Raw genomic sequence first — 22,012 nt, 5'->3', positions numbered from 1 at the left:
ATTTTTTGTTATAATAATAGGGAATAGAATGATTAAAGAGGAACGGTGGCAAAATGAAGTTTATATCATGGAATATTGATAGTATCAATGCAGCTGTTGAACACAAGTCACCACGTGGTGAAATGACGTGGGAAGTATTACAAAATTTGGCCGCAGAACAGCCAGATGTGTTAGCAATTCAAGAAACAAAATTAAAAGTAACGGGACTCACAGCGAAGCAAGAACGCGCATTAGATGAATTATTCCCCAATTATTACCGTTATTTACGTGTTAGCACGGGGCGTTCAGGTTATTCTGGTACAATGATGTTAACTCGGCATGAGCCACTTCGAGTAGAAATGCCTGAAATTGGTGCACCAGGTGATATGGATATTGAAGGTCGAGTGATCACGCTTGAATTTGCTAATACCTATGTTTCAACAGTTTATACACCAAACTCTGGTAGTGGTTTAGCACGTTTAGATGATCGTCAGTTATGGGATGATGCTTACCGAGCATATATACAACAATTAGATGCACAAAAACCGGTTATTTTTTCGGGTGATTTCAATGTGGCGCATCAAGAAATTGATTTGAAGAATCCTAAGTCAAATCACAAAAAAGCGGGTTTCACAGATGAAGAACGTGAACATTTTAGTCAGTTATTGAATGCTGGTTTTACGGATACATTTCGTTATTTACACCCAGATCAAACAGGTATATATACTTGGTGGGCGCAAATCTCAAAAACATCAAAAATCAACAATTCTGGTTGGCGAATTGATTATTATTTAACTTCTAATCGTTTAGCTGATCAATTAGCTGAGATGTCAGTGATCGATACAGGTGCCCGTCAAGATCATGCGCCAATTATGTTAACAATGACGGATAATTTTACAATTTAAAGTACAAGAAAGAGGTTGGACAATGTGGGTCTTAATCTCTTTTTTTTTTGTTATTAATTAAATAGATAATCATATGATTTATAAAATAAAATCGTCATCAAGCAAGACGTTATTTTAATTATTTTTTAATTATTCATATTATATAAATTAAATCATTGGTATCAGATATTTTTAATACCGAATGGAATAAAGACTTTACAATATTAATAAAACGGTTAATAATTAACGAATATAAAAATTATTGTTCGCTAAATTCAGAAGTAAATCGCATTGCAATAAATTTGTGATAGAATTTATTCTAACTAATTTTTAATTTAGAAAGAGGTAATTAAGAATGAATGAGTTTTCGATTTTTCCAGCAGGAGACTCGGCTATCAACGTGACATTTGCTAACGTTGTTGATCCACAAATCAATCAATTTATTCGCATGCTACAAAAAAAATTAGCAATTCAGAATATTAATGGTCTAACAGCATTGGTGCCAGCATTTCGCACTTTGACCATTTTTTATGATCCAGAAATATTGTCTTTTGATGAATTAACGAAGATAGTTCAAGTTAGTGCTAGTCAAGCGCAACAAATTGATCAGCAAGAAAAAAGAGTTGTTCATATTCCAGTATGTTATGAAGCATCATTTAGTCCAGACATGGCACATGTTGCGGAACATAGTGGTTTGTCGATACAAGAAATTATTGACCGACACACGCAGCCAAATTATTTGATCTACATGTTAGGTTTTTTACCAGGGTTTGTGTATTTGGGTGGTATGGATAAGGCGTTAGCAACGCCCAGATTAGCAACGCCTCGACTAGCTATTGATCCTGGTGCTGTTGGTATTGCTGGTGAACAGACAGGTGTTTATCCAATGACATCGCCAGGTGGTTGGCAAATTATTGGACAGACACCATTGAAATTGTTTCGACCTGAAAATGACAATCCCTTTTATTATCAGGCGGGTGATTATGTTCATTTTGACCCAATTACAGTTGCAGAGTTCAACCAAATTCATCGTCTTGATGAGGAGGGACAATACCAAATTAAAGTAGAAGAAGGGATGGCGTAATGGGAATTCGAGTTATCGACGGCGGCTTGTTAACGACGATACAGGATTTTGGTAGAATGACTGGCTTGGCAACCGGGTTTTCACCATCTGGCGTGATGGATACGGATGCAGCATCGTTAGCGAATATTTTAGTGAATAATGATTATCAGACACCTTTGATAGAATATAGTGTTTTAGGACCATCGATCACGTTTACAACGGCGACCGTGATTGCATTATCTGGGGCAACCGTCAGCGGGAAAATCAATAATCAGCAGATAGCAATGAATCAAGCCGTTGATGTGAAAAAAGGTGACACTTTGGTCATTGGGCCAACAATCAAAGGACGCTATGGTTATTTAGCGATTGCAGGTGGCATCAAAGTACCGAAAGTGATGCAGAGCTATGCAACAAGTTTGAAATATGGCATTGGTGGTTTTAAAGGGCGCTCATTACAGCAGGGTGACTATATTAAGACGGTAGAACCAGCGCCTGCCGTTTCAAATCTAAATCAACGGCATGTCATGTTCTCAAACATTTCTGATGAATCTGAGGTAACAATCAGAGTAACAAAGGGACCAGAATACGACCAGTTTGATCAAGATATTCGGACACAATTCTTTAGTCAATCATATGAAGTTAGCAAAAATTCTGATCGAATGGGCATGCGGTTAATTGGCGAGCCATTGGATACGAATCAATTACCAGAAATGTTATCAGAAGCGACTGTTTTAGGTGGTATTCAGGTTCCTAAAAGTGGTGAGCCGATTATCTTATTATCGGATCGACAAACAACAGGGGGTTACCCGGTGATGGCAGTCATTTCAAGTGTTGACTTAAGTAAAACCGTTCAGTTAAAGCCTGGACAAAAATTGAGGTTTGAACTCATTGACTTAGCACTCAGCCAACGGTTATTACATGAAAAAAACACCAAAATAAAAGCAATTAAGACGAAGTTTATGGCGATGACAAATCATCCTGAACGTAAAATGGCGCAGCGCTTAAGTCATATTTTTGAAAAATAGGGGGATTAACAAATGGACTTAGAAGAAATGAAATCAATTATGGCGCTGATGAAAGAGAATCAAATCACAACATTTGATTACACCCAGGGAGATGTTCACTTTCATTTGAAACGCCAGTTAAATGGCACAAAATCAATGGCACTGCAATCAGAACCAAGTGATATTGTCAGTGATGATCTGCAAACTGCCCAAACAATCAATGCCCAAATGGTGGGGATTTTCTATACTGCACCAGGCCCTGATGAACCACCTTTTGTAAAAGTTGGTGATGACATTGAAGCAGGCCAAACAATTGGTGTGATTGAAGCAATGAAAATGGTTCACGATGTTAAAGCTGATCGTTCAGGTAAAATTATTAAAATTTTAGCAGCCAATGAAGAAGATGTTGAGTTCAATCAACCATTATTTGAAATTGAATAGATAGGAAAGTGGTTAAATGCAAAAAGTATTAATTGCAAATCGTGGTGAAATTGCTGTTCGCATTATTAGGGCATGTCACGAACAAAATTTGCAAACAGTAGCGGTCTATTCAACCGTTGATGCAAATGCGATGCATGTTAAAATGGCTGATCAGTCTGTCTGTATTGGTCCAGCTAATCCACAGGCGAGTTATTTGAATCAAGATAGTATTGTTCAAGCAGCACTGATGACGGGTGCGGACGCTATTCATCCGGGGTATGGTTTTTTATCAGAGAATGCAGATTTTGCTCAACTTTGTGAAGAACAGGGATTAACGTTTATTGGACCACATGCTGAAACAATTCGTTTACTTGGTGATAAAGCGCAAGCGCGTGAGGTAATGCAAGATGCAGATGTACCAGTCATTCCCGGAAGTCGTGAAGGATTCACAGAGCTAGATATGGCTGTTACACAAGCTAATGATATCGGTTACCCAGTGATGTTGAAAGCAGCAGCTGGAGGTGGTGGCAAAGGGATGCGTATGATCCACGATGAGAATCAATTATTGCATGAATTTCCACTAGCAAAAGGTGAAGCACAACAAGCCTTTGATAATCCAGAAATGTATCTTGAAAAATTCATTGTGCGTCCGCGACGTATTGAAGTACAAATTTTGGCAGATGCTTATGGGAACACCATTTCACTTGGTGAACGCGATTGCTCACTGCAACAGTATCATCAAAAGGTAATGGAGGAAGCACCTAGTGCAATTGATCAGCAAACGCGTCATGACATGTTAGCGACAGCTCGTCGGGCGGCTAAAGCATTGAATTTTCTGGGTGCTGGGACAATTGAGTTTTTATATGCTGGTCCGGGTCAGTTTTACTTCATGGAAATGAACACAAGAATTCAAGTAGAACATCCAATTACAGAAATAATTACAGCCACTGATTTAGTGGTTGCACAACTAAATATTGCTGCTGGTAAAAAATTGACCATGACACAGGCAGATGTCACATTAAATGGCTATGCATTAGAGTGTCGGATTACAGCGACAACACCTGGCAAAATTGAGGGATTACATTTGCCAGGTGGCAACAATGTTAGAGTTGACACCGCCTTATATAACGGTAGTCAAGTACCGGCAAATTACGATGCATTACTTGCAAAAATTATTACATATGGTGCAACTCGCGATATTGCAGTAAAAAAGATGCAAGTTGCGATTGAAGAAACAGTTATTATGGGTGTCGGGACGAATCTTGATTTCTTATATCAATTGTTAAATAATACCGACTTTTTGGCGAATAACTTTGACATTGAATTTATTGAACGTTTGACGAATGGAGAAAATGATGATGGCTAATCAATTAACACCAACAGAACTGCGACGCCAAGCTCGGTCAGGCGTCTTTACTGGTCAGACAAGTGGCCTTTGCCTTGGTTATACACAGGCAAATTTAGTTATTTTGCCTAAGGCACAAGCATATGACTTTCTTTTGTTTGCTCAGCGTAACCCAAAGCCATGTCCCATATTAGAGGTAGCTGATATGGGGTCACGCAAATTACGAACGTTTGCGAAAGATGTGGATCTTGCAAAAGATTTTCCAAAGTATCGAGTATATGAAAACGGTCAATTGGTGAGTGAACCAACTGACGTTGCCGATTTGTGGCGTGAGGATCTGGTGTCATTTCTAATTGGCTGCAGTTTTTCATTTGAAGCAGCATTAATTGCTGCCGGTATTGAAATGCGCCATATTACGATGCAGCGCAACGTACCAATGTATCGTACCAATATTGAAGCCAACGCGGCGGGTCAATTTCATGGCAATTATGTTGTCAGCATGCGACCAATACCAGAATCCCAAGTCGTTAAAGCTGTTACCATTACTGAAAGGTTACCACAAGTCCATGGTACGCCTTTACAAATTGGGCATCCTGAAACCATTGGTATTACTGATTTAAATCAGCCAGACTTTGGAGATGCAGTCGATATTTATCCGGGCGAGGTACCTGTATTTTGGGCCTGTGGGGTCACACCACAACAGGTTGTTATGCAAAGTAAGCCTGAATTTGTGATAACACATGCACCAGGACATATGTTGGTGACGGATATAAAGGATAATCAATTAGCTGATATTTTATAGGAGAGAATAGTGTATGGTACAGGTTGATTTAAATTGTGATTTAGGTGAAAGTTTTGGGCGTTATAAGTTAGGCTTAGATGAAGAAGTGTTGCCATATATTACATCGGCAAATATTGCTTGTGGTTTTCACGCTGGTGATCCGGAAGTGATGGCACGTACTGTTAATTTGGCTCGTGAAAATAACGTTGCAATTGGTGCACATCCGGGATTACGTGATCTGCAAGGATTTGGCCGTCGCCAGATGAAAATTGATCCACAAACCGCTAAAGCAGAAATGCGCTATCAAGTAGGTGCATTACAGGCTTTTAGTGCAGACCATAAATTGCATCACGTTAAGCCGCATGGGGCTTTATATAATATGGCGGCCAAAGATTATGATCTCGCGCGTGCGATTTGTGAGGGAATTTATGCAGTAGATCCTGATTTAATTTTAGTTGGTTTAGCCAATAGCGAATTAATTCATGCTGCGCAAGATATTGGCTTACCGTTTGCACAGGAAGTATTTGCTGATAGAAATTATGAGCCAGATGGTAGCTTAATGTCGCGTAGTTTACCTGATGCAGTGATCACTGATGAAGATGTTGCTGTTTCTCGGGTGATACAAATGATTAAAACGCAGTCTGTTCAGGCACATGATGGGACAACGATTGAAATCGTACCTGACACGATTTGTGTTCATGGAGATGGCGTTAAGGCAGTAGCATTTGTTAAGAAAATTCATCAAGCACTTATAGATGAGGGAATTGCAGTCAAAGCCATTTAAAATAAAAAAATTGTTTAAAGGAAGATAGCTGTTATGAAAGAAAAAGAGCCACAAATTAAAAAAAGATCACCGTTAAATGTTGCAATGGGTGCTGCCTTCATGATGGCCATGGCAGCTGTTGGTCCAGGTTTCTTAACACAAACTGCAACATTTACAGGGAAAATGGGCGCTAATTTTGGTTTTGCCATTCTGATTTGTATTATTGTTGATATCGTTGTGCAATTAAACATTTGGCGTATTATTATTGTTTCTGGTAAGCATGCACAAGTATTGGTAAATGAAATCGTACCTGGTTTAGGTTACGTGTTAACCGCCTTAATTGTTTTTGGTGGTTTTGCCTTCAATATTGGTAATATTGGTGGTGCCGGGTTGGGGCTTAACGTCTTGTTTGGTATATCGCCTGAAAATGGTGCTTTGATTGCTGCAGCATGTGCCATTGTGTTATTTCTCGCTCGTAACGCGATGCTAGTGGTTGATCGAACAGTCCAAATTTTGGCGATCATCAAGGTTTGTATTTTAATTTATATATTGGCAGTGGTAACTGTACCATATCAAAGTGCAATCGTTCATACTTTTGCGCCGACCTCTGTTGATTTTTATTCGATTGTGACAATCGTTGGTGGTACTGTTGGTGGTTATATCTCTTTTTCAGGTGGTCATAAACTGCTTGAAGGAGGCGTTAAGGGTATTGACAACATTAAATACGTCAATGAAGGTGCACTGACAGGAATTGGTGTTGCCTCAGTCATTCGTGTTATGTTGTTCTTAGCCGGCTTAGCAATTGTCATTACTGGTGTGAAATTGGATCCTGCTAATCCAGCCGCAACGATTTTTAAGGTAGCCGCAGGTAATTTTGGCTATAAATTCTTTGGATTACTATTATTGGCAGCAGGAATGACTTCCGTTTTGGGATCAACTTTTACGTCGATTTCTTTTTTGGATTATAACAAGAATCAAATGGGTCGTAAAAATTGGCGTTCTTGGTTAATTGTTTTGTTTATTGTTGCTTCAACGGCTGTTTTCTACATCGTTGGTAACCCAGCCAAAGTGTTAGTGATTGCAGGAGCTTTGAATGGCTTAATTTTGCCAATTGCTTTAGCCATTTTGTTAATTGCTGCAACTCGTAAAAAGATCATGGGAGCAGAGTATCATCATCCACGTTGGTTATTGTATACTGGTTGGATTGTTGTAGTATTCATGGCGTACGCTGGTATTAAAGCGTTGATGAATATCAGCCTCTAGTTTACTGTTGTCATATGTTAACAATTGTGTAATGCCATGAATGAACTGAAAATAATGAATCACATAAAGATGGTTAAATATTAGGATTTAAATTCTCTATCCTTTTATAGAATATTTTAAGTTCTTTATTAAAAAAGCTTGCAGTATGCTAATGATTTAGCAGCTTGCAAGCTTTTTGCTATGTCTAAAATGAATTTAAAATACGAACTTATTTAATGCGTTTGCAATGCCATCATGATCATTGGTATCAGTGACAAAAGTTGCATGGCTTTTGGCAATGTCAGAGCCATTGCCCATAGCAATGGCTTGACCAGCAAAATCAAACATCGGTATGTCATTTTGTTCGTCGCCAAATACCATCACTTCATCAGGAGATATCGCTAATTCATTAGCCAATATGTTTAGTGCAGCCCCTTTATTAGCAGCTTTATTCATGACTTCTAGAAAATTACTAGCGGCACGAACAACATAATGAGTATCACCAAAAACTTGTTTAACAGCAGCTTCGGCTTGATTTAATTGTTCAACTTCACCAACAAAAGCAGCTTTGACAATGGTAAAATTATTGTCTAACTCTTCAGGCGTACGAATAAAAATACCAGCATTATTTTCCCACGCTTGAATAACAGCAATGCGATTGACATCTCGATTACTTGTATAAACTTCACCAGCTTCGTCTAAAACGTAGTATGGCAATTGATGTTGTTTTGCATAGTTGTCAATTTCTCGATAAGTTTGATTGCTTAAAACTAATTTATTAATGATGTTACCAGTCACTGATTCAATGACACTACCATTGTATGTGATGGCGTATTGTTCATCACCATGAACGTTTAATTCTTGCAAAAAAGGTTGGACGCCTGGTAGGGGGCGGCCAGAACATAGCACTATTTTTATGCCAGCGTGCAATGCTTCTTCTAACGCAACTTTGGTGCTAGTAAGGATTTTACCGTCTGAGTTAAGTAATGTGTCATCAATATCTAACGCAATTAATTTTATGGTCATAAAGATTCCCCCAGTTTATTATGTTAGCGTTTTCATAATAAGGGATTTATTGTAAAAAAGCAAATAAAGTACCTAATTAATGAAATATGTCATCACTTGATAATTAATCTGAATAACTTTTGATTTCATATGATAGGCCATAAAGATTTAATTGGAAAACAAAAAAACATGATTACTTAATCATATCAGTAATCACGTTAACATATTATTATTTGATGAAATCCCTAATGTATAGCCCAACAGGGAGTCGAACCCTGGATTCCGCGCTGAGAACGCGACGTCTTAACCACTTGACCATTGGGCCATGATGATAATGGTGACAAAGCCATAAACGAATAGCCCAACAGGGAGTCGAACCCTGGATTCCGCGCTGAGAACGCGACGTCTTAACCACTTGACCATTGGGCCAACACTATCATCGTTGTCTTAACAACAATAATTAACTATACAGGGAAACCGGTTTTCTGTCAATATACTAATTTAAGAAACCTCGTAGGGCGATCAGTTTGCTATTTTGTACATAAAAGTGGACAACATAATGAGGAAAAGAGTACTTAATGATACAATTATAAGTAATTACATCATAACAAAATAACAAAAATCAAATGAACAATACAGAGGAGCCAAGAATGTCATTCAATTTATATCTTGTACGTCATGGACAAACAATTTTTAATCATTATGAACGAATGCAAGGTTGGAGTAATGCGCCATTAACTGATAAGGGCGTTTCCGACGGTTACGCTGCGGGAGATCGTCTAGAAAATATTAGATTTGACGCTGCTTATTCGTCAGATTTGCAGCGAGCGATTCAAACAGCAGAGTTTGTTTTAGCACGTAATAAACAAAGTGGTGACTTACGAGAACCAGAACAATTGCAACAATTACGCGAGCAGTTTTTTGGTTTTTTTGAAGGGTTGCCTAGTGACAAAAGTTCACAATTGTTTGCTGAAAAAATTGGCTTAGGTGAATTAGATAGTTACGGTGATTTAATGGCGCGTCTTAGTCAAGATGATGTCATGGATGCTATGCATACTGCTGATCCAACTGGAGATGCTGAAAATGCGGATATGTTTTGGTCACGTGTTAACAAAGGTTTGGAATTGATTCGACGTAATACACGGGATGGTCAAAATATTTTGGCAGTTTCACATGGCACATTGATTCGTAATTTAGTGGATAAATATGCGTCACATGAATTAGCAGCTGAGAAACCTCAAAATGGGTCGATTACGATTTGGGAAGTATCAGATGATAATTTGAAACTGAAGGTATACAATGACACAACAACAAAATGGTAAAAAAGCAATGATTGAAAATGAGCAACAACCAACACGGCGAGTTATTGTAGCAGGTTTAGATCAGCAAAATGACAATTTTGCATATGAAATGACGGAATTGACTAATTTAGCGGCTGCTAATAATATGATGGTTGTTGGTACTGTCGTTCAAAAATTAGAAAAACCGAATGCATCTACTTATTTTGGAAAAGGCAAAGTCACTGAATTAAAAGAAGCACTAACTTATTATGAAGCAGATATGGTTGTGACTAATGATGAATTATCACCTTCACAGATTCGTAATTTAGAAGCTGGTACGTCAGCAGATATCATGGATCGGACAGCATTAATATTAGATATTTTTGCTTCACGGGCAAAAACGAAAGTTGCGAAATTACAAGTAGCGATTGCGCAATTAAAATATCAATTACCGCGATTACGCACATCAATGAATGTTCGATTGGATCAGCAAACGGGTGGTGGTGGCGGTAGTTTTACTAGTCGTGGTGCTGGTGAAACAAAACTTGAAACAAACCGTCGTCATATTCAGCACCAAATTTCTTTAATGCAAGCAGAATTAGCAAATATAGAAGAAGATGACGCAACGAGAAGAGCTTATCGCACGAAACAAAGTATTCGTCATGTTGCCTTAGTAGGCTATACCAATGCGGGTAAGTCAACCATTATGAATGAATTGGTTCGCCGTTTTGGTGATAATCCCGAAAAGACAGTTTTTCAGGCGGATATGTTATTTGCAACGTTAGAAACTTCTGTCCGTAAGATGCAATTACCAGACAAAGAAAATTTTTTGCTATCTGATACCGTTGGTTTTGTATCTAAGTTACCACATGGCTTGGTTGCAGCTTTCCGAGCAACTTTAGCAGAAGCAGCAGATGCGGATCTATTAATTCAAGTTGTTGACTATTCAGATCCACATTATCAAGAAATGATGGCAACAACAGCAACAACGCTAAAAGAGATCGGTGTTACGAATATCCCAATGGTCACTGTATACAATAAAGCTGATCAAATACAAGATCAGACCTATCCGTCACGGGAAGGTGATACTTTGATCCTATCAGCGCTTGATAAAGCTTCTCAAGATGTTTTGATTGATGTCGTGAAAGAACATATTTTTGCTGACTATGTGACGACCAGACTACACGTACCTTTTCAAGATGGTCAGATCGTTAACGAATTAAATGAACAAGCAACGGTGCATGCTTTAGATTATGATGAAAGTGGGACAGTCCTGACAGTGACACTAACACCAATTCAAGCAGCCCGGTTTGCAAAATATCAAATAGATAATTAAAGCCAGAGTACGATTATTGAAAAAGTTGGGCCGCCAATCTACCACGTTATAGTGGTTGGATTGGCGGCCTTTTTACTAAAAAAGTTGTCATAAAATTTATAGATAAAATTTTGCATTTTCGTGATGATAAACATTTTCTGAATAATCAAAAATTTCACCACTTGTCGAATAAAAAGACTCATGGACGGATAGCCCAAAACTTTTTGCTGGTAAACCTAATTTTTGTGTTTCGATATCAGTTAACTCACGGACATTAAAATATTTATCTGAAAAACCAACAGAAATTTTATAAGCTTGCTTAATATATTTAAAAAGCGATGAAGTCGCCATTTCTGTATTTAAGAAAGGAACCAACGTCGAATTATAATAGGATGTTTCAAAACAAAAGATTTTATCATGACGAAGTTTAACACGTTGAACTTTAAAAACAGGCGTGTCAACTGAACAATGTAATTGTTTCGCAATATTCACGGATGGTAAGATTTCTTGCACAGAAACATCAGCATTTTTAGTTGGTTGTTGTGTGAAATCACTCGTCCAACCATGACTCATATTAAAGTTAATGTAATCATCCTTCGGTAAATTTCGTACGAAGGTCCCACTACCTTGTACTTGATAAATAAAACCATCACGCTCTAATTCATCTAAGGCTTTTAAAATTGTTGCTTTACTAGCATGATGATGCACGGTTAATTCAGTTAAACTCGGTAACTGATCACCTTGTTGCAAATGATTGTTTTTAATATAAAAAAACAGTTCTTTTGCGATTTGTTGATATTTAAGCATAACCTAACTCCTTTAGATTAATTATATACCAAATGGCACATAATAAAAGTTTACATGAAAGCGGTTGCAAAACTGTACATGTACTGTTATAGTGTACCTATACAGTTTGAAATAGTCAAAGATTCCGCATTTGACAAAGACTGTAACCAAGAAAGAATGTATACGGGAGGCAAACATGGGACTCAAGTTAGCTGATAACTTTTTGTGGGGTGGCGCAATTGCTGCTCATCAAGCTGAAGGTGCATGGAATAGAGATGGTAAAGGGGTATCGATTGCTGATATTTTAACGGCGGGTGCAAATAATAAACCCCGTGAAATTACAGATGGTGTGATTGACGGATTAAATTATCCCAATCACCATGGTATTTATTTTTACGATACTTACAAAGAAGATTTAGCTTTAATGGCCGAAATGGGCTTTAAAGCCTTTCGAACATCGATTGCTTGGACACGTATTTTTCCAAATGGGGATGATGATGAACCGAATGAAGCAGGATTAAAATTTTATGATGATTTGTTTGATGAGATGAATCGATTGGGAATTAAACCAGTCGTGACATTAAATCACTTTGAAATGCCATACCATCTTGTGAAAGCATATGGTGGCTGGTCAAACCGACAACTAATTGATTTGTTCGTTAAGTATGCAACAACAGTATTTACACGTTATAAAGACAAAGTGACCTACTGGATGACACATAACGAAATTTCGAATCAAGCCAATTTAACTGATGACGTCATGAGTGAGTTTATGATTTGGACAAATTCAGGTTTACAATTTCCAAAACAGACAACGCCGGAAGAAAAATTAGCTGCAATGGTGCAAGCAGCGCACTATGAACTCGTAGCAAGTGCCAAAGCAGTAAAGATTGGTCATCAAATTAATCCCGACTTTATGATTGGGGGGATGTTGAATGTTGCTCCATTATATCCAGCATCACCGAAGCCAGCGGATATGTTGGCAACACAAAAAGCGCGTCAGTTACATGATTGGTTTTCAGATGTTCATATACGTGGCGGATATCCAGCTGAATTTGAAGCATTTGCAGAACGCACAGGTTATCGACCTGATATCACAACGGCTGATCGAGATGCTTTGTATGAAGGAACGGTTGATTACTTAGCAATCTCTTATTACAACTCAACAGTGATCAAGGCAAAAGACGACCAGGATACTAATTTTGAAGATGTGAAACATTACGAAGTTGTCCCAAATCCAGAAATTCCAGTTTCAGATTGGGGTTGGGGTATTGATCCACAAGGTTTGCGCTATACGTTAAATGAATTGAATGATCAATATCCAGAATTGCCAATCATGATTGTTGAGAATGGCTTTGGTGCTTATGATGAGGTTGTTGATGGCAAGATTCATGATCAATATCGAATTGATTATCTAAAAGCACATATTTCTGAAGTTGAAAAAGCAGTCGTTAATGATGGCATACCAGTTATTGGTTACCTATCATGGGGTCCAATCGATATTGTGTCAGCAGGAACTGGTGAAATGAGTAAACGTTATGGTTACATTTATGTTGATCTTGATGATATGGGTGAAGGCTCAGGAGACCGTCTGCGAAAAGATTCATTTGATTGGTATAAGCATGTGATTGCGTCACATGGTGTTGATTTATAATTTTTAAAAGAAAAAAGGGGATAGAAAAATGGCAGATAAGAAAATAATGTTAGCATGTGCAGCAGGGATGTTAACATCATTATTGGTTAGCAAGATGCAGGCAGCCGCAAAAGAAAGTGGCAAGGATTATGAAATCTTTGCCAAGTCAACAGCTGATATTGATAATGAACTAGCTGCTTCAGTGAAACCAGATGTTTTGTTACTTGGACCACAAGTGAGCTATATGAAGAATGAAGTGAAGTCAAAGACAGATGCTGCAGGAATTCCAATGGATGTTATCAACATGATGGACTATGGCATGATGAAGGGTGATAAGGTTTTGGCAGCAGCTGAAGCATTAATGAATGCATAGTCGATACGAATAATAAGTAAAAGGTGAACGAATGAGTTAATAAGCCAACGCGTTGCCTTTATTAATAGGAGGAATTCATCATGGACGATGAACGTATGACAGTTGTCATGGGCTTAATTATGCACGGTGGCAATGCAAAAGGACAAGCTTTCCAAGCAATTCAGTTAGCAAAAGAAGGTAAGTATGATGAAGCTGATGAAGCGATGGCATTGGCTAACCAAGAACTAAAAGAAGCGCATGATGTTCAAACGGATATGCTAACGAAAGAAGCGCAGGGTGAACATACAGAAATTGATTTGTATATGGTTCATGGTCAAGACCACTTAATGAATGCGATTACTTTCCGTGATATGGCAGTCGAATTGATTGCACTGATGAAACGTGTTGCAGCATTGGAGGGTTAACATGGTCAAAGGATATCAAATGCCAGCAGATTTTTTGTGGGGTTCCGCAGTGGCAGCACACCAATTAGAAGGTGCTTGGGATGTTGATGGTAAGGGTGTTTCAATTGCTGATGTGATGTTAGCAGGTAAAAACGGTGTTCGTCGAGAAGTCACAGATACTGTTTTACCAGATGGTAACTATCCAAATCATCGTGGCATTGATTTTTATCATACTTATCCACAAGATTTTAAAATGATGAAAGAATTGGGTTTGAAAGCGTTTCGAACATCAATTGCTTGGACACGTATTTTCCCTAATGGGGACGAAGAAGAACCAAACGAAGCTGGATTAGCGTTTTATGACCAAATGATTGATGAGATGCATAAAAATGGGATTGAACCCGTGATCACACTCAGTCATTTTGAAATGCCATTACATTTAGTGAATGAATATGGTGGTTTTCGTAATCGTAAAGTGATTGATTTTTTTGTCAAATTTGCAGATACTGTGATACGCCGATATGGTGATCGTGTCAAATACTGGATGACATTTAATGAGATCACGAATCAGACAGAGTGGATGAACCCACATCCGATGTTGCAAAATTCGGGTTTGAAAGACTACCAACCTGAAGAAGCACAAGAGCTGATGTATCAAGCATCACACTATGAATTAGTTGCTTCGGCGCTAGTGACAAAACATGCTCATGAAATTGCGAAAGAGATAAATGCTGATATCCAAGTGGGCTGCATGTTATCAATGAATCCAATTTATCCCGCCTCACCAAAACCAGCTGATATTTTGATGGCACAACGAGCAATGCAAACACGCTATTACTGGGGTGATGTTCATGCTAATGGTGTTTATCCAAATTGGGTAAAGAAGTTCTGGGAGCATAAAGGATTCAAGATCGATATAACGGCGGCTGACGAAAAAGTCCTAGCTGAAAATACGGTGGATTACGTGGCCTTTTCTTATTATATGTCATGGACAGTATCAGATACAGGTGATGAGTGGCTAGAATACAACGAAGATGAAAATCATGGTGATAATCCATTCTTACAAAAGTCGGATTGGGGTTGGCAAATTGATCCAGTCGGTATTCGGTGGGCAATGAATTGGATGTGGGATCGTTGGCATAAACCACTATTTATTGTTGAAAATGGGTTTGGTGCTTATGACAAGTTGACTGGTGATAAACAAGTTCACGATGATTATCGCATTGCTTATTTCCAAGGACACATTCAAGCAATGGAACAAGGTGTTGTTTTAGATGGCATTCCATTAATTGGTTATCTACCTTGGTCAGGTATTGATTTGGTTTCTGCTTCAACGGGTGAAATGTTGAAACGTTATGGATTTATCTATGTTGATTTGGATGATATGGGTCAAGGAACTGGTAACCGATATTATAAAGATTCATTCAAATGGTTCCAAAAAGTTATTGCATCCAATGGTGTTGATCTGGATTAGGACGTTTATTTAAAGTGTGAGGTAAGAAATATGGCAAGTAATGTATTAAATGAAAAAATTATTCCATTTTTTCAAAAATTGTCGGGCTCGCGACATTTAGTTGCTTTGCGTGATGGAATGACGGCAGCCGTACCAATGATTATTATTGGGTCTGTCTTTATGATCATTGCCCAATTTCCAATTCAAGGTTATCAAAACTTTATGGCGCATACTTTTGGATCGAATTGGGCAACGGTTGTGCAATATCCAACCAATGCATCGTTCCATATCATGGGGTTAGTCGCCGTTGCTGGTATATCATATAATTTGGCGAAAAGTTATAAAGTAGATGCCTTTTCAGCAATGATTGTTTCAATTGGAGCGTTTATCCTGTCGATTCCTTTGAAAGTTGATAAAGCAGGTGCGATGTGGGTACCACTACAACAATTAGATTCATCAGGATTGTTTATTGCCATTCTAGTTGGACTGTTTATTACCGACTTTTATGTGTGGTTAGTTCATAAGAACTTAACGATTAAAATGCCTGCTAGTGTACCACCAGCTGTCAGCAATTCATTTGCATCACTATTCCCTGGTGCCTTAGCTTTGATTGTGATGTGGGTCATCCGAATGGCAGTTGAAGCTTCACCAATGGAGAGTATTCCAAATATTATTACGTTCTTCTTGCAAGAACCATTAAGTCATTTGAATAATTCGTTGCCAGGTGCGATTGTTGTCGAACTAATTATCTGCTTGTTATGGTTCTTTGGTATCCATGGTTCTAACACGGTTAGTGGTGTCATGATGCCAATCTGGTTGGGAGCTATGGCACAAAATGCCAATGCCATGCAAGCGGGTAAGACCTTACCAAATATTGTTACCCAACAATTTTATGATAACTTCATTCACATGGGTGGATCCGGCGCCACGCTTGGTTTAGCCTTTATGATTGCTTTCTTATCAAAGAGTAAAGAATTTAAAACGTTGGGTAAGTTGGTGGTTGGACCTGCCTTGTTCAATGTTAATGAGCCAATTATTTTTGGTATGCCAATTGTGATGAATTATAAGATGATCATTCCATTTGTTTTGGCACCAATGGCAAACGTTATTACAACTTATACAGCAATGAGTACTGGATTAGTGGCAAAAACAATGGGAATCATGGTTCCTTGGACTACGCCACCAATTATTTCGGGTTACTTAGCAACTGGTCATATTTCAGGTGCTGTTATGCAAGTTATTAATATTGTGTTAGATGGTTTGATTTACTATGTCTTCTTCAAGAGTATGGATCGTGATCGTTTGAAGGAAGAAAAAGAAATTGAGGTTGCATAAATTTTGTTTTGTAAAAAGCTAGATGGTGTGATAAACACGATCTAGCTTTTTTGAAAGGTAGGAAAAATGACGAAACGACAATTAGGTTTATCTATTTACCCTGATCATAGTGATTTTGAAGCTGACAAACAGTATCTAAACTTAGGACATCAGTATGGCTTTACCCGTCTATTTATGAGTATGTTAGAAGTGACTGGCTCAGTTGATGAAACAAAACAAAAATATCAACGCATCGTTGATTATGGGAATGCGTTAGGGTATGAGACCATTATTGATGTTGCACCGAGAATTTTTGATCAATTGCATATTTCATATCATGATTTATCATTTTTTCACGAACTGCATGTCGCGGGTATTCGGTTGGATCAATCGTTTGATGGTGAAACAGAAGCGCTGTTATCCTATAATCCATATGGATTAGCAATTGAGTTAAATGCTAGTAATAATGTTGATTATTTGAATAATATTATGACGCATCAAGCGAACGCACCGTTTATTTACGGCTGTCATAATTTTTATCCACAAGTTGGTACAGGATTACCTTTTGATTATTTTGTTGCTTGTAGTGAACGATTTAAAAAATATGGTATTCGGTTAGCAGCCTTTGTTTCTAGTCAGACAGGACATATTGGACCATGGAATGTCAATGATGGGTTGCCAACATTGGAGGTTGATCGGAAACTGCCCATTGCTGTGCAAGCGAAGCATTTATTAGCGACGGGGTTGGTTGATGATGTGATTATTGGGAACGCTTATGCTAGTGAAACTGAGTTAGCCGCACTAAGCCAACTCAATCGATATCAGTTAACGTTAGCCATTTCTTTTATTAATAATGTGAATGATATTGAACGAATGATTACGTTAAAGCCACAACATTTTCGTCGGGGTGATATTAACGATCAGGTCATTCGTTCGACAATGCCTCGTGTGACTTATCAGGCAACAGCTAATCAGCCACATGATAATCAGGATATATTTGTCCGAGGAGATGTTGTCATTGGTAATGACACATTTGGTGTTTATAAAAATGAATTACAGATTGTCTTAGAACCACATCGCGACACGCGCAAAAATAAAATTGGTCATGTTGATGAAAAAGAATTATTTTTATTAGACTTTATTAAGCCGTGGACAAAGTTTAAATTTGCTGTAGCAGGATAATTTAAAAAGAAGGATTAAGCCAAAAACTTGATTCTTCTTTTTTTGACAAAATAATTAAAACTAGTTGTTACAAAACAAATATTTTTTTGTTAAGTAAATTGACAATGCTAGCCATAAAAGTGATACAATAGCTTATTACACGAATCAAAATGGGGATTATGGGAGGAAAACAAATGAGGTTGCTTAAGCCATTTATTGGCCGCTATAAACTTGATTTAACAATAGCGATACTAATGGTAGTCATTGCATCAGTTGCAACACTATTACAACCAACATTACTAAGTAATATTGTCCAAGCAATTACAGATGACAATATGCATAAAGTAAACAAAATTGGGGCACAATTATTAATATTAGCAGTGATTGGTTTATTAGCTGGTATATTGAATACAATTTTTGCAGCACGTGCATCACAAGGCATTTCAGCAGATGTGCGTGAAAGTGCCTATCGTAAAATTCAAACTTTTTCGTTTGCGAATGTTGAAAAATTTTCGGTTGGTAATTTAGTGGTTCGTTTAACAAATGATGTGACACAAATTCAAAATGTCTTAATGCTTGTTTTACAGCCGTTAATGCGCATGCCAATTTTATTCATCGGTGGTTTTATTTTAGCAATGCGTTCAATTCCACAATTATGGTGGATCATTATTTTGATGATTATCTTAGTTAGCTTAGTTTCGTTTTTCGTTGTTAAGAATTTAGGTAAGCGCTTTGGTAAAATCCAATGGTTAATGGATAAGGTGAATGCCAAAGCCAAAGAAAATTTACAAGGTGTGCGGGTTGTTAAATCGTTTAATCAGGAAAAAAATGAAGAAGCACGATTTACAGCCGTATCTGATGATTTAAAAGATGTTAATATTCAAATCGGTTACATTTTCGCTTTGGTCATGCCCGCTTTTATGTTCGTTGGGCAAGGATTAATGGTGTTAGCCATTTATTTTGTGGGTAATATGGTTGATGCTCAGCCAACTTTATTAGCACAGGTGACTGGATTTACAAATTACATTATGATTATTATGAACGCCATTATTATTGGTGGTATGATGATGTCCTTTGCAACTCGTGCGTTTGTTTCAATGGGCCGAATCCAAAAGATTATGGATACGGAGCCTGAATTAACTTATGCCAAGACCGAGCGTCAAAATCTAACGGGTCGAGTTGCATTTGAAGACGTATCATTTACGTATCAAGATGATGATCAACCAACATTAAAACACATTTCATTTCAAGTAGATCCAGGTGAAATGGTGGGCATCGTTGGCGCAACTGGGTCTGGTAAGTCAACATTAGCACAATTGATTCCACGCATTTATGATGCAACTGAAGGGACGGTTAAAGTCGGTGGTGTTGATTTAAAGCAGATTAATGAAGCGTCATTACGTGCAACTGTCTCATTTGTTTTGCAAAAAGCAACACTCTTTTCAGGAACTATTGCTGACAATTTACGACAAGGTAAGAAAGATGCAACATTAGCTGATATGAAACGGGCAGCGAAGATAGCACAAGCAGCTGAATTTATTGAACAATATGATGATCAGTATGATCATGTTGTTGAAGAACGTTCAGCAAATTATTCTGGTGGTCAAAAACAGCGTTTGTCAATTGCCCGTGGCGTCATTGGTGACCCCAAAATTTTGATTTTAGATGATTCAACATCAGCGTTGGATGCGCGTTCGGAAAAGTTAGTAAAACAAGCGTTGGATGAAGAATTAAAGGAAACGACCACATTTATTATTGCGGAAAAGATTTCTTCAGTCATTAACGCAGATCATATCTTAGTGCTAGATAAAGGTGAGTTAGTCGCTTATGGACCACATGCGGAATTGATGAAGACATCAGCGGTGTATCAGGAAATCTATGCCACGCAAAAAGCAAGGGAGGCAAAGAATCATGAAGAATAATTTTAAAGAATCGGTTATCTTCTTTGCTCACTACTTAAAACACTTTAAATTATCACTGATTTTTATATTTATACTGACAATTTTAGCGACGTGGTTGCAAGTGAAAGCACCTGTTTATATGGGACGCTCAATTACAGAGTTATCAAAATATTTGATGACTTATCTTAATCCGCTGACAAGGCGTCAAGCAACGCTAACGGACTTTCACCAAGCGCTTTTACTGTTTGGGTTATTTACCGTCACAATATTGATTGTGCTATTTTTGAATGGATTACTACAAGCAATTGTGTCACCCAAGTCGGTTAATGATATGCGAACGGGTTTGTTTGCCAAGTTACAACGAATGACCGTGCGTTATTTTGATAATCATCAAGACGGTGAGATTTTATCACGCTTCACCTCTGATTTAGATAACATTTTTAATGCGATGAATAATGCCTTGTTTCAAATTCTACAACAAGTGGTCATGTTTATCGGTGTTATTTGGATGATGTTTAATGAAAGCCCTAAAATGGCGCTAGCGACGATGGCAACAACACCGCTAGTCATTATTGTTGGCATTGTTATTATGATTCAAGCCAAAAAGTATGTTGATTTGCAACAAGCTGAGGTTGGTCATTTAAATGGTTATATTAATGAACAGATTAATGGTGAAAAAGTTATCATTACCAATGGTCTGCAAAAAGAGTCGATTGATGGTTTTGTGACGCACAATGAGAAGGTTCGCCGGGCGATGATTCGTTCACAAGCTTGGTCTGGTATTCTGAATCCGATTATGCAAGGACTGGGATTGTTTAATTTAGCGATTGTGATTTTCTTTGGTGCGACGCAAGCCTTGTCTGGGGATGTTGCTTCACGAGCAGCAGGATTAGGCTTAATTGTCACATTTGTTTCTTTCTCGCAACAGTATTTCCAACCTATTTCACAAATCACGTCATTGTATAACATGATGCAACAAGCGATGACAGGTGTGCATCGCTTGAATGATATTTTTAAACAAGACGAAGAAATGAATCCAACAAATGGTGTGAAGTTTACTGGTGTGCAAAATAACATCAAATTGCAAGATGTTCATTTTGGATATAATTCAGATCGAGAAATTATTCATGGCATTGATATTGATGTTGAAAAAGGTGAGATGGTTGCTTTGGTGGGGCCAACTGGCTCTGGAAAAACAACTGTCATGAATTTATTAAATCGGTTCTATGATGTGACTTCAGGAGCTGTTTTGTTTGATGATGTTGACGTACGTCAGATGGATTTGAAATCATTACGTGATCATGTAGGTATCGTCTTACAAGAATCGGTATTATTTACTGGTACTGTGCGTGACAATATTGCTTTTGGTAAAGTTAATGCGTCTGATGAAGAAATTATTGCCGCTGCCAAACAAGCGAACATTCATGACTTTATTATGACCCTTGAAAAGGGATATGATACTGAGGTTTCAGATGAAAATTCAGTCTTTTCAACGGGCCAGAAGCAACTACTATCTATCGCCAGAACGATTTTAACACAACCAGATTTATTGATTTTAGATGAAGCAACATCGAATGTTGATACGGTGACTGAAGAACGCATTCAACGAGCAATGGACAATGTCATTGCCGGCCGTACGAGTTTTGTGATTGCACATCGATTAAAGACGATTCTAAATGCGGATAAAATTGTTGTCCTAAAAGACGGCCGAATTATTGAACAAGGTAATCACGAAACACTGTTAGCACAGAATGGTTTTTATGCAGAATTGTATAAAAACCAAATGGTGTTTGAATAAAATGTTGGTGAATTAACTGGTATGTTACAAAAAATGGTTTAAGAAATTGGCACATCAGTCGTTATGACTAACTGAGAAGGGCGTTGATCTATCAATTTGATTGGTAGATCAACGTCTTTTTTCGCACTT

Annotated in this window: 20 protein-coding genes and 2 tRNA genes; 18 read left to right on the top strand and 4 right to left on the bottom strand. The window is 37.8% G+C overall.

Annotation, left to right across the window (positions count from 1 at the left end; all coding sequences use genetic code 11):
* Positions 1–53: 53 nt before the first annotated feature.
* The 8 genes from AC3B5D_RS07650 (at position 54) to AC3B5D_RS07615 (ending at position 7,502) form a co-directional block, all read left to right on the top strand.
* Complete coding sequence (locus tag AC3B5D_RS07650; RefSeq protein ID WP_489840636.1) at positions 54–884, top strand: exodeoxyribonuclease III; 831 nt, start codon at positions 54–56, stop codon at positions 882–884.
* Between the two features lie 334 nt (positions 885–1,218).
* Complete coding sequence (gene pxpB / locus AC3B5D_RS07645; RefSeq protein WP_489840637.1) at positions 1,219–1,947, top strand: 5-oxoprolinase subunit PxpB; 729 nt, start codon at positions 1,219–1,221, stop codon at positions 1,945–1,947.
* Complete coding sequence (locus tag AC3B5D_RS07640) at positions 1,947–2,951, top strand: 5-oxoprolinase subunit C family protein (RefSeq protein ID WP_489840638.1); 1,005 nt, start codon at positions 1,947–1,949, stop codon at positions 2,949–2,951. Before pxpB ends, AC3B5D_RS07640 begins: the two co-directional genes overlap by 1 nt.
* A 12-nt stretch (positions 2,952–2,963) precedes the next feature.
* Positions 2,964–3,371 carry an acetyl-CoA carboxylase biotin carboxyl carrier protein gene (locus AC3B5D_RS07635; RefSeq protein ID WP_489840639.1) on the top strand — a complete coding sequence of 136 codons (408 nt, stop codon included), beginning with the start codon at positions 2,964–2,966 and terminating at the stop codon, positions 3,369–3,371.
* A gap of 16 nt (positions 3,372–3,387) precedes the next feature.
* Complete coding sequence (locus tag AC3B5D_RS07630; protein WP_489840640.1) at positions 3,388–4,716, top strand: acetyl-CoA carboxylase biotin carboxylase subunit; 1,329 nt, start codon at positions 3,388–3,390, stop codon at positions 4,714–4,716.
* Complete coding sequence (locus tag AC3B5D_RS07625; protein WP_489840641.1) at positions 4,709–5,497, top strand: putative hydro-lyase; 789 nt, start codon at positions 4,709–4,711, stop codon at positions 5,495–5,497. The genes AC3B5D_RS07630 and AC3B5D_RS07625 overlap by 8 nt, the downstream gene beginning before the upstream one ends.
* A 13-nt stretch (positions 5,498–5,510) precedes the next feature.
* Entirely contained in the window at positions 5,511–6,260 is a 750-nt protein-coding gene (locus AC3B5D_RS07620) for a LamB/YcsF family protein (protein WP_489840642.1), read from the top strand.
* A gap of 33 nt (positions 6,261–6,293) precedes the next feature.
* Positions 6,294–7,502 (top strand): NRAMP family divalent metal transporter, encoded by a 1,209-nt coding sequence (locus tag AC3B5D_RS07615; RefSeq protein ID WP_489840643.1) that lies wholly within the window; start codon positions 6,294–6,296, stop codon positions 7,500–7,502.
* Positions 7,503–7,697: 195 nt separating this feature from the next.
* On the opposite strand, the gene AC3B5D_RS07610 is transcribed toward AC3B5D_RS07615, so the two are convergent.
* From AC3B5D_RS07610 to AC3B5D_RS07600, 3 genes are all read right to left on the bottom strand, one after another.
* Positions 7,698–8,507 (bottom strand): Cof-type HAD-IIB family hydrolase, encoded by an 810-nt coding sequence (locus tag AC3B5D_RS07610; RefSeq protein ID WP_489840644.1) that lies wholly within the window; start codon positions 8,505–8,507, stop codon positions 7,698–7,700.
* A 232-nt stretch (positions 8,508–8,739) separates the two neighbouring features.
* Positions 8,740–8,811 (bottom strand) — tRNA-Glu (locus AC3B5D_RS07605).
* 32 nt (positions 8,812–8,843) lie between these two features.
* Positions 8,844–8,915 (bottom strand) — tRNA-Glu (locus AC3B5D_RS07600).
* A 221-nt stretch (positions 8,916–9,136) separates the two neighbouring features.
* On the opposite strand from AC3B5D_RS07600, the gene AC3B5D_RS07595 reads away from it, so the two are divergent.
* Together AC3B5D_RS07595 and hflX are read left to right on the top strand one after the other, a co-directional pair.
* Entirely contained in the window at positions 9,137–9,808 is a 672-nt protein-coding gene (locus AC3B5D_RS07595; protein WP_489840645.1) for a histidine phosphatase family protein, read from the top strand.
* Positions 9,809–9,815: 7 nt separating this feature from the next.
* Positions 9,816–11,102 carry a GTPase HflX gene (gene hflX / locus AC3B5D_RS07590; RefSeq protein ID WP_489841182.1) on the top strand — a complete coding sequence of 429 codons (1,287 nt, stop codon included), beginning with the start codon at positions 9,816–9,818 and terminating at the stop codon, positions 11,100–11,102.
* Positions 11,103–11,198: 96 nt separating this feature from the next.
* On the opposite strand, the gene AC3B5D_RS07585 is transcribed toward hflX, so the two are convergent.
* Complete coding sequence (locus tag AC3B5D_RS07585; RefSeq protein ID WP_489840646.1) at positions 11,199–11,888, bottom strand: GntR family transcriptional regulator; 690 nt, start codon at positions 11,886–11,888, stop codon at positions 11,199–11,201.
* A 175-nt stretch (positions 11,889–12,063) separates the two neighbouring features.
* Here AC3B5D_RS07585 and AC3B5D_RS07580 point away from each other — a divergent pair, with 175 nt between their 5' ends.
* The 8 genes from AC3B5D_RS07580 to AC3B5D_RS07545 all read left to right on the top strand — a co-directional run bounded on the left by AC3B5D_RS07580 (position 12,064) and on the right by AC3B5D_RS07545 (position 21,883).
* Positions 12,064–13,521 carry a 6-phospho-beta-glucosidase gene (locus tag AC3B5D_RS07580; protein WP_489840647.1) on the top strand — a complete coding sequence of 486 codons (1,458 nt, stop codon included), beginning with the start codon at positions 12,064–12,066 and terminating at the stop codon, positions 13,519–13,521.
* A 28-nt stretch (positions 13,522–13,549) separates the two neighbouring features.
* Entirely contained in the window at positions 13,550–13,873 is a 324-nt protein-coding gene (locus AC3B5D_RS07575) for a PTS sugar transporter subunit IIB (protein WP_489840648.1), read from the top strand.
* Between the two features lie 80 nt (positions 13,874–13,953).
* Positions 13,954–14,277 (top strand): PTS lactose/cellobiose transporter subunit IIA, encoded by a 324-nt coding sequence (locus tag AC3B5D_RS07570; protein ID WP_489840649.1) that lies wholly within the window; start codon positions 13,954–13,956, stop codon positions 14,275–14,277.
* A 1-nt stretch (position 14,278) separates the two neighbouring features.
* Positions 14,279–15,730, top strand: a complete 1,452-nt coding sequence (locus AC3B5D_RS07565; protein ID WP_489840650.1) for a 6-phospho-beta-glucosidase — start codon at positions 14,279–14,281, stop codon at positions 15,728–15,730.
* A gap of 30 nt (positions 15,731–15,760) precedes the next feature.
* Entirely contained in the window at positions 15,761–17,044 is a 1,284-nt protein-coding gene (gene celB, locus AC3B5D_RS07560; RefSeq protein ID WP_489840651.1) for a PTS cellobiose transporter subunit IIC, read from the top strand.
* Positions 17,045–17,110: 66 nt separating this feature from the next.
* Positions 17,111–18,205: a DUF871 domain-containing protein gene (locus AC3B5D_RS07555; RefSeq protein ID WP_489840652.1), complete on the top strand. Its 1,095-nt coding sequence runs from the start codon at positions 17,111–17,113 to the stop codon at positions 18,203–18,205.
* A gap of 173 nt (positions 18,206–18,378) precedes the next feature.
* Positions 18,379–20,106, top strand: coding sequence for an ABC transporter ATP-binding protein (locus tag AC3B5D_RS07550; protein ID WP_489840653.1), 1,728 nt, complete (start codon positions 18,379–18,381; stop codon positions 20,104–20,106).
* Positions 20,096–21,883: an ABC transporter ATP-binding protein gene (locus tag AC3B5D_RS07545; protein ID WP_489840654.1), complete on the top strand. Its 1,788-nt coding sequence runs from the start codon at positions 20,096–20,098 to the stop codon at positions 21,881–21,883. Before AC3B5D_RS07550 ends, AC3B5D_RS07545 begins: the two co-directional genes overlap by 11 nt.
* The last annotated feature ends 129 nt before the right edge of the window (positions 21,884–22,012 follow it).

Source organism: Weissella sp. ESL1177 (assembly GCF_058107185.1).
Note: the sequence above shows the minus strand (reverse complement) of the source record. Positions and strands in the feature narration are given on the sequence as shown.